At 64.2% G+C, this 14,160-nt stretch carries 10 protein-coding genes; 4 read left to right on the top strand and 6 right to left on the bottom strand.

From position 1 onward, the window contains the following. Positions 1-189 precede the first annotated feature (189 nt). The 4 genes from rho to VGN72_22630 form a co-directional block, all read right to left on the bottom strand. Positions 190-1,908 (bottom strand): transcription termination factor Rho, encoded by a 1,719-nt coding sequence (gene rho, locus VGN72_22645; GenBank protein ID HEV7302154.1) that lies wholly within the window; start codon positions 1,906-1,908, stop codon positions 190-192. 571 nt (positions 1,909-2,479) lie between these two features. Next, complete coding sequence (coaE, locus tag VGN72_22640; GenBank protein ID HEV7302153.1) at positions 2,480-3,100, bottom strand: dephospho-CoA kinase; 621 nt, start codon at positions 3,098-3,100, stop codon at positions 2,480-2,482. Positions 3,101-3,736: 636 nt separating this feature from the next. After that, positions 3,737-4,810, bottom strand: coding sequence for an ABC transporter ATP-binding protein (locus VGN72_22635; protein HEV7302152.1), 1,074 nt, complete (start codon positions 4,808-4,810; stop codon positions 3,737-3,739). A gap of 148 nt (positions 4,811-4,958) precedes the next feature. Then, complete coding sequence (locus VGN72_22630; GenBank protein HEV7302151.1) at positions 4,959-6,386, bottom strand: aldehyde dehydrogenase family protein; 1,428 nt, start codon at positions 6,384-6,386, stop codon at positions 4,959-4,961. Between the two features lie 101 nt (positions 6,387-6,487). On the opposite strand from VGN72_22630, the gene lpxK reads away from it, so the two are divergent. Both lpxK and VGN72_22620 read left to right on the top strand, forming a co-directional pair. Next, a complete protein-coding gene (gene lpxK / locus VGN72_22625; GenBank protein HEV7302150.1) occupies positions 6,488-7,603 on the top strand; it encodes a tetraacyldisaccharide 4'-kinase in 1,116 nt (371 codons plus the stop codon). Positions 7,604-7,894: 291 nt separating this feature from the next. Further along, complete coding sequence (locus VGN72_22620) at positions 7,895-8,794, top strand: hypothetical protein (protein HEV7302149.1); 900 nt, start codon at positions 7,895-7,897, stop codon at positions 8,792-8,794. An 86-nt stretch (positions 8,795-8,880) separates the two neighbouring features. Here the strand turns inward: VGN72_22620 and VGN72_22615 are convergent, their stop codons facing one another. Beyond that, positions 8,881-9,789, bottom strand: a complete 909-nt coding sequence (locus VGN72_22615) for an alpha/beta hydrolase (protein ID HEV7302148.1) — start codon at positions 9,787-9,789, stop codon at positions 8,881-8,883. 238 nt (positions 9,790-10,027) lie between these two features. Here VGN72_22615 and VGN72_22610 point away from each other — a divergent pair, with 238 nt between their 5' ends. Beyond that, the gene (locus tag VGN72_22610) at positions 10,028-11,284 is read left to right on the top strand and encodes an acetylxylan esterase (protein ID HEV7302147.1); all 1,257 of its coding nucleotides are present in this window, start codon (positions 10,028-10,030) and stop codon (positions 11,282-11,284) included. 153 nt (positions 11,285-11,437) lie between these two features. Here VGN72_22610 and VGN72_22605 read toward each other — a convergent pair whose 3' ends face one another. After that, on the bottom strand, positions 11,438-12,301 hold the full coding sequence (locus VGN72_22605; GenBank protein ID HEV7302146.1) for an NAD(P)-dependent oxidoreductase: 864 nt from the start codon (positions 12,299-12,301) through the stop codon (positions 11,438-11,440). A 169-nt stretch (positions 12,302-12,470) separates the two neighbouring features. On the opposite strand from VGN72_22605, the gene VGN72_22600 reads away from it, so the two are divergent. Next, a complete protein-coding gene (locus VGN72_22600) occupies positions 12,471-13,901 on the top strand; it encodes an NAD(P)/FAD-dependent oxidoreductase (protein HEV7302145.1) in 1,431 nt (476 codons plus the stop codon). Positions 13,902-14,160: the final 259 nt, after the last annotated feature.

The raw sequence follows: 14,160 nt of genomic DNA, 5'->3' as shown, positions 1-14,160 counted from the left end.
TGACCTGAAGAAGCATCGTCATCCTGAGATACTCCGAAGGATCACTTCTTCCCCGAACCCCATACGGGGGAGATCCTTCGGAGTACCTCAGGATGACGAACTACGCCACCGTCGTCATCCGCCATGAGTAAAGGGCTCACCATTTTCATGGCGAGCCCTTCTCGTCAAATCGAATTGGACAGCAGACGCCTAATCCAGGTTCATGCTCATCAAGAACTGTCCGTTGCTCGGCACCTTCTCCAGGCGACCCTTCAGCAGTTCCACGGCTTCCACCGGGTTCATGTCGCTCAGGACGCGGCGCAGGCGGTAGACCAGCTCCAGTTCCTTGCGGTCCAGCAACAGCTCCTCGCGGCGGGTGCCGGAGCTGTTGATATCGATCGCGGGGTACGTGCGGCGGTCGACCAACCGGCGGTCCAGGTGCAGTTCGGCGTTGCCGGTGCCCTTGAACTCCTCGAAGATCACCTCGTCCATCTTCGAGTTCGTGTCGATCAGCGCCGTCGCCAGGATCGTCAGGCTGCCGCCGTTCTCGATGCTGCGGGCGGCGCCGAAGAACTTCTTGGGCTTCTGCAGCGCGTTGGCATCCAGACCACCGGACAGGATCTTACCGCTGTGGGTGATCTCGCTGTTGTAGGCGCGGGCCAGGCGGGTGATGCTGTCGAGCAAAATCACCACGTCCTTGCCGAACTCCACGTAGCGCTTGGCCTTCTCGATCACCATCTCGGCGACCTGCACGTGACGACTGGAGGGCTCGTCGAACGTGGACGAGACGACCTCGCCCTTTGTGTTGCGCTCCATGTCGGTCACTTCTTCCGGGCGCTCGTCGATCAGCAGGATGATCAGCACCACCTCGGGGTGGTTGGCGCTGATGCTGTTGGCGATCTTCTGCAGCAGCACCGTCTTACCGGTACGCGGCGGCGCGACGATCAGCATGCGCTGACCCTTGCCGATCGGCGTCACCAGATCGACGATGCGCATGTTCAAATCCTTCGGGTCGGACTCGAGCACGATGCGCTTGTTCGGGTGCAGCGGCGTCAGATCTTCGAAGTTGCTCGTGTCGGTGATGCGCTCGGGGTCTTCCCCGTTGATCGCCTCGACGCGCAGCAGCGCGAAGTAGCGCTCGCTCTCCTTCGGTGGACGGATCTGACCCTGCACCACGTGCCCGTTCCGCAGGCCGAACCGGCGGATCTGGCTGGGGCTGATGTAGATGTCGTCCGGGCAGGGCAGGTAGTTGTACTCGGGGCTGCGCAGGAAGCCGAAGCCGTCGGGCAGAATCTCGAGCACGCCTTCGCCGTACATCAGGCCGTTCTGGCGGATGCGGCTGCGCAGGATCTGGAAGATCAGGTCCTGCTTTTTCAGGCCGACGTAGTCCTGAATGCCTTCTTGACGAGCAATGTCGTGCAGCGCGATGGTGTCCATCTGCTGCAGGTCCTTGATGTAGAGCTTGCCGCCCTTCACCTGCTCGTACTTGGCGTTGGTCTCGGCGTCGAACGAGCCAACATCCTCACCAGTGGCGCCGGTCGGGCCGCCGTCGTTGTTGTTGCTATTGTTGTTGCGCGCCTGCTGGCCACCGCGGTCGTTCCCGCGGTCACCGCGGTCGCCACCACGGTCGTTGCGCTCGCCGCCACGGTCATTGCCGCGGTCGTTGCGGGGCTGCTGCTGCGGGCGCTCTTCGCGCTGCTGCTGGGGGCGTTCCTCGCGCTGCTGCGACTCACCGCGATCGGCGCGGGCGGGCTGCTGCTCGCTGCGGGGTGCTGCAGGGGCGCGCTCCTGGCGCTGCTCTTCGCGGGCCACGGGGGGCTCGGCGACGGCGACGGTGGCCTCGGGGGCGGGGGTGGTCTGTGGGGCGTCTTGAACTTCCGGTTCGGACTGCGCGGCAGTCCGTCGGGGACGGGGTGTGGACTTCGCCATGTGGCTAGGCCTCCTAAGGGGGGATGAAAAACGTTTCAATTCACTGGGATTTGCGTTTGCTTGGCAGCGGCTACGCAACGGTAGGCCGCTCGACTGTGGAATCAACTTCAGACAAGCACAAATCGAATCGAACCAGGCGACGTCATTGACGCCTGGGAAGCGCTCCGGAATATCACGGCACCCGGCAGCGGAGCGACCGCCGATGCGCTGGACCAACACCATCGTTGGCCCATGAATATGTTCTGGGAAACGGGCGGAACTTCGATGAGTCTCGGACTTCCCCGGATCTCGCGCCTCGTCCTGTCCCTGCATCATCCTCAGTTGCTCGCGGTCGATTCATCCACTTCATCGAAGAAGGGAAAACGACGGCGGTCAGCCTAAAGACGCACTTCACTACACGCGAGACGCGTGCCAGAAGTCAGCTAATGCAAAGGGGAAAAGGTCGAATCCAATAGTAGTACAGCAAAACCGCTTCGAAGGTTCTACCCCAACACGTTCGACCGCACTGCGTTGCCCCGTCTTTTGCCGAGGAAGGGACAATTTCAGTTCCTTGCGCTCGCCTCGGTGGGGTTCACCGGGCCGTTTCCTTCGCGTTAGTCGATAGGATTCGGGAGAGCAGGCGACTGACGTGATCGCGGGTTTGGGCCGCGTCGGCAGTGTTGTCCAAGGCATAATCGGCTAAAGCACGCTTCTTGTCTAGTGGCCACTGATTTTTTTCCCGCCGGGCCAGTTCGTTCGCATCCCAACCGCGCCCTGCTACCCGCACAAGCCTTACCGCCGGGTCAGCTTCCACAAATACGACGGCGTCGCACCGCTTGTTCAGCCCGGTTTCGAACAGCAGCGGTGAATCCCAGACAAACGCCAACGTGCCAGCTGACGCCGCCGTCATTTGCGCCTGCCGAATGCGGTCGACGATCGGGTGCAGCAGCCCTTCCAACCGCTCCCGTTGGGCGGGGTCGGCAAAGACGATCCGCCCGATCGCCCGTCGGTCGACCTTTCCGTCTGGCAGGATGACACCCTCGCCCCACCATTGCCGCACCGTTTGCCGCACTTGCGGGTCCGCGTACGCCTGGTGGACGAGGTCGTCCGAGTGGATGACGACGCACCCCATCTCGCCGAACAGCCGCGCGACGAAGCTCTTGCCACTGCCGATCCCCCCTGCGACACCGATGATGGGTTTGCCGTTGAACACGTGCGTCCGATGATAGCCGAACCGCCCGCGATATCTTGCCCGCGCTCTCTTCTGTAGGACAGGCATTCCTGCCTGTCTCTCCCCCCGCTCTCCCCCCGTATTCCGTTTTCGGTAGGACGGACCGTCTTGCCTGTCTCGCTTCGCGCCACCGTTGCGCTTCCATCAGCCGAACAGAGACGCGAAGGCGCGAAGACGCGAAGGAATCGCGAAGGAGACTCTGCAGGCCGATGGACCGGCGGCGGTTTGGGTAAGCGAAAACGCGAATCCGTGCACCATTATGCACCATTGTGCACCATCGAGTGAGGGTAACCGCGACGGTGCTGTCGAGTTCGTCGGCTATTCGGTTGTCAAAGAGCATGCTATCCATCTCTACGCCCGCGCTGCGCAGTTGAGGTGGATTCAGCGCAACGCGCTCAGCTTTTCTTCGCGTCCGCCTTCGCGTCCTTCGCGCCTTCGCGTCTCTGCCTCTTCGCCATCGCGGCTCCGCCGCGTGGCAGACAAGGATGTCCGTCCCACCATAAGAGAGTCAAAGACAGAAGAGACACAGGCAAGAATGCCTGTGCCACAGAAGAGAGGCAGGAATGCCTGTCCTACAGAAGAGCATGGCAACTAGCGAGTGCGATCGGGCGAAGTCGCTCATTCATCCCGAACGATCACGATGTCGTCGGGGTGCAACTGCACGTACACCGCGTCGCCGGCGTGCAGCGATTCGGTCATGCCGCCCTCGTTGGCGACGACGGCGGTCAGCTCCTGGCCCCACGCGGTGCGCAGCAGCAACTCGTCGATCGCGCCGCGGAAGAGTTCTTCGACCACCGTCGCGGGGAAGACGTTGTCGCCAATCGGCGGGTGCTTGGTCAGGTGGAACTTTTCGGGACGAATGGAGACGCGGGCGTGCGTGGCGCCCGCTCCAAGGTTGCCGGCGTCGGCGAGCAGTTCGACGTCGCCACCGAGGTGAATGCGGGCCCGGCCATTGTCGATCGATCGCACCGTTACGTCGATCACGTTGGCCTGCCCGATGAAGTGCGCCACGAACGCCGTCTGCGGGCGGTGGTAGATGTCGTCGACCTTGCCGAGTTGTTCGATGCGACCCTTGTTCACGACGGCGATGCGGTCGGACATCGTCAGCGCTTCCTCCTGGTCGTGCGTGACGAACAGGAACGTGATGCCCAGCCGCTGTTGCAACCGCTTCAGCTCGATCTGCATCGCATGGCGGAGCTTGGCGTCCAGCGCGCTCAGCGGTTCGTCGAGCAGCAGCACCTTGGGGCGGTTGACGATCGCCCGCGCCAGCGCGACCCGTTGCCGTTGCCCGCCCGACAGTTGCGACGGTCGGCGGTCCTCCATGCCGTTCAGCGCGACCATCGCCACCACCTCATCCACGCGGCTGGTGATCTCCCGGCGAGCGACCTTCTTCATCCGCAAACCGAAGGCGATGTTGTCGCGAACGGTCAGGTGCGGGAAGAGCGCGTAGCTCTGGAAGACCTGGTTCACGTCGCGCCTGTACGGCGGCACGCTCGTCACGTCCCGACCGTCCAGCATCACCCGCCCCGCCGTCGGCACCTCGAACCCGCTGATCATGCGCAGCAGCGTCGTCTTGCCACACCCGCTGGGCCCCAGCAGCGTGATGAACTCGCCAGCCTTGATCTGAAGGTTCACATCGTCAACCGCGGTGAAGCTGCCCCAGCGCTTCGTGACGTTCTGCACGTCGATCATGACGGATGGCGGTGACGACGAGGTTGAAACTATGGGGCTGGCGCTATCCGTCATGTCGATCCGATTCGTACTCCATCGCACGTTCGTCCGGTCCCCTCTCCCGGTACCCTTCGTGTCTACCTTCGCGACTTTGCGTTCGCTTCACCCATCAGCGCTTCACCACCAGCGCCTTGATCTCCGTCATATCTTCCATCGCGTAGCGCACGCCCTCGCGGCCGACGCCGCTGTCCTTCACGCCGCCGTAGGGCAACGTTTCGACGCGGAATGTCGGGGCCTGGTTGATCAGCACGCCACCGAAGTCCAGTCGATCGTACGCGGCCAGTGCCTTGCTGAGATCGCGCGTGAACAGGCTGGCGTGAATGCCGTAGCGGGTGCCGTTGGCCAGTTCGATTGCCTCGTCAAACGTCTTATACGGCTGCAGCACCACCACGGGCCCGAAAATCTCCTCACACAACACCTTGGCGGACGCGGGGACGTTTTCGAGCACCGTTGGCGCGTAGGTCGAACCCTCGGCCGAGCCACCGCACAGCAACGTCGCGCCGCCGGCGATTGCCTCGTTTACCCAATTCGACACGCGGTCGACGTTGCCGCGGTCGATCATTGGGCCGACGAGCGTCGTGGGGTCGCGCGGGTCGCCGGCCTTTACCTTGTCCTTCACCTGCGCCAGGTACTGGCTGCGGAACGCATCGTAGATTTGCTCGTGCACATAGATGCGCTGCGTGTGGATGCACGACTGCCCCGCGTACCCGAACCCACCCGTGGCCAGCATCGGGATGGCGGTCTCCAGGTCGGCGTCGGGCTCGACGATCGCCGGCGCGTTGCCGCCCAGTTCCAGCACGACCCTCTTGCGCGGCGCCTGCTCACGAATCGACCAGCCGACCTTCACACTGCCGGTGAACGAGACCATCGCCACGCGCTCGTCGGCCAATGGCCGGCTCGCAAGCTCGTTCGGCACGGTGACCACGTTCACCTGCCCTGGCGTCATGCCGGCATCCCGCAGAATTTCCGCCAGCAACAGCGCCGACAACGGCGTGCGCGGCGCCGGCTTCAGCACCGCGGTGTTGCCCGTCGCAATGACCGGACCCAGCTTGTGACAGACCAGATTCAGCGGAAAGTTAAATGGCGTAATGCAGTAGACGACGCCAATCGGAAACCGTCTGGCGACACCAAAATGCCCTGCGCCACTGGAGAAGGCGTCGATGTCGAGCACCTCCCCGTTCGGTTGCCGGGCCGCCTCGGCCGAGGCGGTGAGCGTCATGATCGCGCGGCTGACCTCGGCATGCGCCAGGGTGATCGGCTTGCCCGCCTCGGCGACGATCGTGTCGGTCAGCAGCGCCTTGCGATCCTCCATCAGCGCCGCCGCCCGATGCAGCACCGCCGCCCGCTCGAACGCCGGCTGGCGACGCGTGATCTCGAAGACGGCGTGCGCCACCTCGATCGCCCGGTCCAGCATCACCGCGTCGCCCAACGGCACGCTGGCGATCGTCGTTCCGGTGTACGGGTCAACCACGTCGTACGACTTGGGCGAAGTCACCCAATCGCGGCCGATCAACAGGCGGGGATGAGAGAGGTCCATGGGCACGTCCACATTGTATTCAAGGGCACCGGGATCGGACAGATGGGCGACTTCACGGGACGATGATTGGTCGCCCCACCGGCGGCTGCTTTGTCCTACCTATGCGCAGCCGTATCATCGCCCATGTGTCCGCCGACCTGGAAAAGCTGTACCTCGAGACGATCACCGGCCAGCGCCGCGGGGTGGGGCCAGCGACGTTGCGGGTGGCGCTGGCGGCTGCGGAATTGCCATACACGGGCATCATGCGGCTGCGCAACGCGATGTTCGACCGGGGCGTGAAGCGGTCGGTCGACCTTCGCCGTTGGACGATCAGCGTGGGCAACCTGACCGCGGGCGGAACTGGCAAGACGCCGGTCGTGCGCTGGCTGGCCCAGCGGCTGCTGGCCGACCAGATCATCCCCGCCGTTCTGACGCGCGGGTACGCCGGTAGCGCCGCCGGTCATAGTGACGAGGCCGATTTGCTCGCCCGCGCGATTGAACCGGGCGGCGTGGTGATGGTGAACGCCGACCGCGCCGCCGGCGCCGATCGGGCGCTGGCCGAGCATCCGCAGGTGCAGCTATTCATCCTGGACGATGGATTCCAGCATCGCCGGGCCAGGCGCGACTTCGACCTCGTGCTGATCAACGCCGCCGACCCGTTCGGGCACGGCCACGTGCACCCGCGCGGGTTGCTGCGCGAGCCGATCACCGGCCTGAGCCGGGCGACCGCGGTGCTGATCACGCACGCCTCGCGCGGTGGCGCATCGCTCGAAGCAACGCTCGCCACCATTCGCGCCGCCAACGCCGCCGTGCCGACCTACCAGTGCGACCACGTGCTGGCGGGCCTGCGCACCGCCACGTGTCCGATCAACGCGCCACCCGACGTGCCGCTGAACACGTTGACCGACCAGCCGTTCTTCGCCACCGCCGGCATCGGGCACCCGCAGTCGCTGCAGAGCCAGTTGGAAGGCTTCGACGGTCCGTTCGTCGGTCACACGTGGTGGCCGGACCATCACGCGTACACGGACGGCGACGTCTCGGGACTGATCGCCACCGCGACCCAACTCGGCGCAACGGCGATCGTGACGACGGAGAAGGATTGGTCGAAGCTGGTCTTCCTGTCGACCGTCCGCGAGTCGCCAGTACCGTTCTACCGCGTGGACGTGGGGCTGGCGTTCGTGGGGGACGATGAACAGCGGCTGTACGAGGCGATCGTCGAACGATACCGGTCGGCCTGATCCGCCCGCCGCCCCCCTCTTCTGTAGGACAGGCATTCGTGCCTGTCTCTCCGCCCGGTCTTCTCTCCCCCCATATTCACGTCGGGAAGAAGGAGACCCTTCGGAGTACCTCAGGATGACGAGGTTTCGACAAATGCATAGGTCCGGACAGGTATTATGTCTTTGCCACAGAAGAGCGAATACGGGGGGAGAAACAGGCAGGAATGCCTGTCCTACAGAAGAGACGCAAATTCCGCCCCTTTAGCCATCGGGGGCCGCGGTTACAATTGGCCGCCACGGAGGCCACGAGAAATGCAGCAACCCGTTTCAATCGAAAACGATCATCTGGCGATCAAGGTCTACCCGAACCTCGGCGGAAAGGTGGGGTCGATCATCGATAAGGCCGACCGGCACGAGCTGCTGTTCAACTTCCCCGCGGAAATTCCGACCGAAAATTACTACGACATCCCCTACGGCGACAGCTGGTACGCCGGTTGGGACGAGTGCTTTCCCGCGATCGCGCCGGGGCCATATCCCGCCCGGCCATACCAAGGCATCGGCGTGCCGGACCACGGTGAACTGTGGGGCCTGTCGACCGTGGCGGTGCCGACGAAGGACGGCGTCACCACCGTCTGGTACGGCCTGCGGTTCGGTTACCGCCTGACGCGCAAGCTGTACCTGGACGGACCGAGCGTGGTGGCCGAGTACACGTTGATCAACTTGTCGCCGTTCGAGTTTCGGTTTGTCTGGGCACAACACGCGCTGCTGTCGATGACGTCACCCGTCGAACTGCGAATGCCGCAGGGCGCGCCGTTCTCCATCAGCCACGACCACGATGGAAAGCCGGTCGATCAGTCCTTCCCCTGGCCAATCACAGCCGCGGGTGACGACCTGTCGCAACCCAGCTCGCTGCCGGCGAAGCGCGGGTGGAAGATCTACTCGGCCGACGCGATCGCCAGCACCGCGACCGTGCACTATCCCGAACGAAACCGCCAGCTGCAGATCAGCTATGCCTCGGCAGACGCGACCGGTTACTGGGGCGTGTGGATCAACACCGGCGGCTGGGAAAGCCACCGCCACGTCGCCGTTGAAGCGACCACCGGCCGGGCGGATCGCATTGAACAGGCTGTGAAAGACGGCACCGCCGCCCGCATCGGGCCCAGCGGACGCTGCGAGTGGAAAACAGTCTGGACCTGCGCCGCGGCGACGTGAGGTGAAAGGCACGTTAGTTCCTGAAGCACCTGTCATCCTGAGGTACTCCGAAGGATGACGACAGCTCACTAGCGGACCACGCACTGCTACTTTAAGTGCCTGTCGAAGAACGCGATCACGCGCAGTAACTGTTCCGGTTGATAGAACGGCCCATCACCGTGGCCGCCGCCCTTTACGACGACTAGTTCGGCCTCGACCTGTTGCGCGTTCAGCACCTTGTACAGCAGCTGGCTCTGCGACAGCGGCACCAGTTGGTCCTGATCGCCATGCATGATCAGGAACGGTGGCGTGGTGGGCGTGACGTGCGTAGCGGGGTTGGCCTGGCGCGCCAGGTCGACGCGCTCGAACGCTGGCCCGCCCAGCAGGCGGCTAATGGCGTCAGTCTTGCCGACGATCGCGTTCTGCGGGTCGAACTTGCGGATGGCGCGCAGGTTGTCCAGCAAGTCCGTCGGGCCGAACCAGTCGCACACCGCCTGCACGCGGCTGCTGAACTCCAGGTTGCCGCCGACCTCCCCTTCCAGGTCCTTCGCGTCCGCGCTCGTGCCGAGCAGCGCCGCCAGGTGTCCACCGGCCGAGGCACCCCACACGCCGATGCGGTCGGGGTCTAAGCCGTACTGTTGCGCGTTGGCGCGCAACCAGCGCACCGCGGCCTTGCAGTCGTGGATCTGCGCGGGGAACGGCCCGTCCTGGCTCAAGCGGTAGTTGACGCTCGCGATCGCGTATCCGGCGCGAATGCCGGCGGCGCCGGGGCCATGGCTCTTGTCCCCCTGCTCCCACGCGCCGCCATGGATCCAGACGATCACCGGCCGCGGCTGGCCGTTTTGGTCACCGCGCGGCACGTACAGGTCGAGCAGGTGCCGGCGTTGCCCCGGTTGGCCGTACGACAGGTCGCGATAGACCTGCCCACCCGAAACCGGCGTGCCGCGCGGGTTCGCGGCAACCACGCTCATCAATAACATGCACAAGGCTGAGACCACCAGCATGGTCAGCTTCATCTCCACGGCGTGTCCTTCATTGGAAAGTCGGGTGACGCGGCGAGCGCAACGCTACGGTCTGCACTCCGGTGTCGGCCGCGACACATCATGATATGCCGCATTGGGTGCGTCGTCCTGCGAAGAAGTCAGAGGACGTGAAACGCGATTCAAAGCATCGTAATCTATAGCCATGACCTTCCCATCACCTCGCGGCGCTGCGATGCTCCTGTTGCCCCTGCTTGCCCTCGCTTCGCCTGTCATGGGCCAGACCACCGCGCCGGATAAGGTCGCAGTGCCAACCCTGAAGATCGAAGGCGATCGCCCCACTGAACAGTACAAGCCCGGCGAGACCATTCGGTTCGACGTATCCCTCGCCGACGCGCCGTCGGACATGGGCGAAGTGGAATACACCGTAAAGCGCGACGGCGGCGAGACGCTGAAATCCGGCACGCTCGATCTTGCCAACGGTAGCGCCGAAGTGTCGACGTCAATCGACCAGCCCGGCACGGTGCAGGTGGCCGTCACGCTGAAGCAGCCGACGACCAAGCCCATCGTCGCCAGCCGCGGTGCCGTAGTGGCGTTCGAGCAGATCGAGCGGTCGGCACCCCGGCCGGACGATTTCGACGCGTTCTGGGACGGCAAGATCGCGCAGCTGCAGGCCATCCCGATAAACGCGCAGTTGGAACCCGTGGCCGAGATCAGCGAGGTCGACTATTCGCGCGTTACGTTGGACAACATCAACGGCTCCAAGGTCTACGGCCAGCTCGCCAAGCCGGTCACGAGCGAGCCGGGCAAGAAGTTCTCGGCCATGTTGATCGTGCAGTGGGCGGGCGTCTATCCGCTACAGCGGGGCTGGGTGGTTGATCGGGCGAAGGAGGGATGGCTGGCGTTCAACATTTCCGCGCACGATGCGAAGTTCGATTCGACCAAGGAAGAGTACGCCAAGCTGAATATCGGCAACTACGTGGCGATCGGCCAGACCGATCGCGAGACGAGCTACTTCCTTCGCATGTTCCTGTCGTGCCACCGCGCGGCCGAGTACCTGACCACCCGCGACGACTGGGACGGCAAGATCCTTATTGTCAACGGTGGCAGCCAGGGTGGCCTACAGGCGATCGTGACGGCGGCGCTGCACCCGAAGGTCACGCACGTCATGGCCAACGTGCCCGCCGGTTGCGACGCGACGGCCAAGCAGGCCAACCGCGCCTTTGGCTGGCCCTACTGGCAGGGCCGCGCCAGGGGGGACGACGCCGAGGCGATCATGAACACCAGCCGGTACTTCGACGCCGTCAACTTCGCATCGCGCGTGACGGTGCCCACGCTGGTCGGCATGGGCCTGGTCGACGCCACCTGCCCACCCGCGGGCGTGTTCGCGATGTACAACGAACTGAACGGGCCGAAGGAAATCCTCATCCTGCCAGCGGCCGACCACACGAAGGGCCACGGCGACTACTACACGCGTGTGAACCAGTGGAACAAGGCGATCCGCGCCGGCGAGCCGGTGCCGAAGATGTAGCCGAGCCGCTGCACCGTGGCATGGGCGTCTCGCCCATGCGCGTAAACAGGACAGAGCGGGTGATTTTCCGCGCGGCCGGCGTCGATAGTACGGAACGGCACTTCGCGTTCTTCTCAAATGCATGGGCGAAACGCCCATGCCACGGCCGACCCGCTACACCTTCTCCGAGCGCCAGTTGTACTGCGGTTCGTACCCCAGCACCCGGCGGGCCTTCTCGATCGACAGCAACGTCTCGTTGGCGCCCACCTGCCCCTTCACGGGCACGTTGGGAAACATCTCGGTCAGCAGGTCGCTGTTGGGGCGCGTCATGACGGTGTCGGCGTTGGCGATAATGAAGACGTCGGCGCCGGTCAGCGGGGCCTCGACGGCCTTGCGGATCGCCTGCGAGGCGTCGCGGGCGTCGATGTAGCCCCACAGGTTCCACTTGCGGCCGTTCGGGTTGCGCTCGAACGACGGAAAGTTTTGGTAGGCCTCGGGCTCCATCACGTTCGAGAAGCGCAGGCCGATCATCTTCATCGCCGGGTCCCAGCGGCAGAACTGCTCGGCCATCTGTTCACCGAGATACTTCGATAGCGAATAAGCCGTCTCGGGCCGGCCGGGGTAGGCCTCGTCCACCGGCACGTAGGGTGGGGGCACGTCGAACGGCAGGCCGAGGACGGTCTCGCTCGATGCCCAGACCACGTTCTTCACGCCCTGCCGCCGCGCGGCCTCGAAGACGTTGTACGTGCTGACGATGTTCTGCCGAAACGTGACCGCGTTCGTCTCCATGCCCGGCGCCGGAATGGCCGCCAAGTGCACGACCGCGTCCACCGGCGCCTGCAGGCGGTTGTCGATGCCCGACAGCGCGTCGATTGCCTGCCCGAAATCGGTCAAATCCACCTTAACGAACAGGCCCTGAGGCTTAACCGGCGGCACGAGGTCGGCGTTCACGACCCTGTAGCCGTGCTCGAGAAAATGGGCGACGCAGGCTCGGCCCAATTTGCCGCTACCACCGGTGATCACGACGGTTTTCTTCATGCTGCTTGCTCCTTGGCGGGTGGAAGCTTACGCGATGCGACGGTTCCAAGGGAATGCGCGCACCTCGTCCATATGTTCGGAACATCGCATGTTCATTTCCGTCGCGCTTTCGTGAAACCTGCGATTAACCCTTGCCTTGACCACGCCAAGCCTCATACAAACGAAGATCATGACCGACGACACCACGCCCACCACCGCGAAGGCGCCCGCAGGCACACCGCATCGCATCGTCGTTCTCGGCGGTGGGTTCGGTGGCATCTACACGGCCCTGCGGTTGCAGAAGAAGCTGAAAGGGCGCGACGACGTGCAGGTCACGCTCATCAGCCGCGACAACTACTTCCTGATGACCCCCCTGCTGTTCGAGGCCGGCTCGGGCATTCTCGAACCGCGCCACGCGGTCAACCCGATCCGCCCGCTGTTCAAACGCGTGCAGTTCGTCGAGGGGGAGATCACCCGCGTCGACTTTGAGGAAAAGAACGTCATCTCGGTCCTCTCCAACGGCGACGAGTACACCACCCCGTTCGACGAGCTCGTCGTCGCGCTTGGGTCGATCACCAACACGTCGCTCGTGCCGGGCTCGAACAACGCCTTCACGTTCAAGACGATGGGCGACGCGATCCACGTGCGCAACCACCTCATCGACTGCTTCGAACGGGCCGACGTGGAACTGGACCCCAAGCGCAAGCAGGCGCTGATGACCATCGTCGTCGTCGGCGGTGGACTGGTGGGCGTGGAGCTGATCGGCGAGTTCACCGAGTTCGTCGCCAACGTTACCCGGCACTACCGCAACGTCCCCGAGGGGGCCGAGCAGTTCATCCTGATCGAGGCCGGCGACCGGCTGATGGCCGAGATGAGCGAGGACCTCAGCAGCTACGCCAAGGGCATCCTGCAGAGCCGTGGCGTGATCGTGCGCAACGGCGTGCGCGTGAAGGCGATGGCGCGCGGCAAGGTGATCGTGAGCGACACCGAGACGATCGAAGCCGAGACAATCGTCATCAGCACCGGCGTCAAGCCGAGCCCGCTGATCGCGCACTTCCCGCTCGCCAAGGATCGCCGTGGTCGAATCGCGGTGGACGGCACGATGCGCAGCACGTCGCACCCGTACGTCTGGGCGCTGGGCGACTGCGCCGCGGTGCCCGACCCATCGGTGCCGGACAAGTTCTACCCCCCGCTGGCGCAGCACGCGATTCGGGAAGCACGCCTGCTGGCCGACAACATCCTGTGCGCCATGGAGGGCAAGCCGACCCAAGTTTTCAAGTACGAGAGCAAGGGCACGCTGGCGTCGCTGGGGCAGTTCAAGGGCGTGGGCAAAGTGTACAAGTTCAAGATCAAGGGGTTCATCGCGTGGTGGGTGTGGCGCAGCTACTACCTGATGCAGATGCCGCGCATCAACCGCCAGATCCGCATTATGCTGGATTGGACGATCACGCTGTTCTTCAAGAATGACCTGGTCAAGATGGACGTCGCCTGCCGCCCGCCCGGCGATCCACCGGAGCCCCGGCCGCAGGAAGAGGCGCGAATCGAAGACCCCACGCGCGAACGGGCCAACGGCTCGGACGGCCGGCCACAGCAATCGCAAGTGCCGGCGGCCAATGGATGAGGGGGAACCGGGTTATGCGAGGGATCGCCGCTAGGCGGCCGTCAATCGAGATCCCTCTCGTCGCCTTAGGGCCAACGGACAAAACCCCATGTCATCCCGAAGGGAGCGGTAGCGACCTGAGGGATCTCGATCAACTGAGGTGTGGGCCATGGGAGATCCCTCGGGTCGCTACCGCTCCCCTCGGGATGACAGGTTGAGCATTGCGCGGAGGTTTTGTCCGCTAGCCTTTAGGCTCCGTTCGGGATGACAACTAACGCAC

The sequence above is a fragment of the Tepidisphaeraceae bacterium genome, assembly GCA_035998445.1.
Taxonomy (GTDB): domain Bacteria; phylum Planctomycetota; class Phycisphaerae; order Tepidisphaerales; family Tepidisphaeraceae; genus DASYHQ01.
Note: the sequence above shows the minus strand (reverse complement) of the source record. Positions and strands in the feature narration are given on the sequence as shown.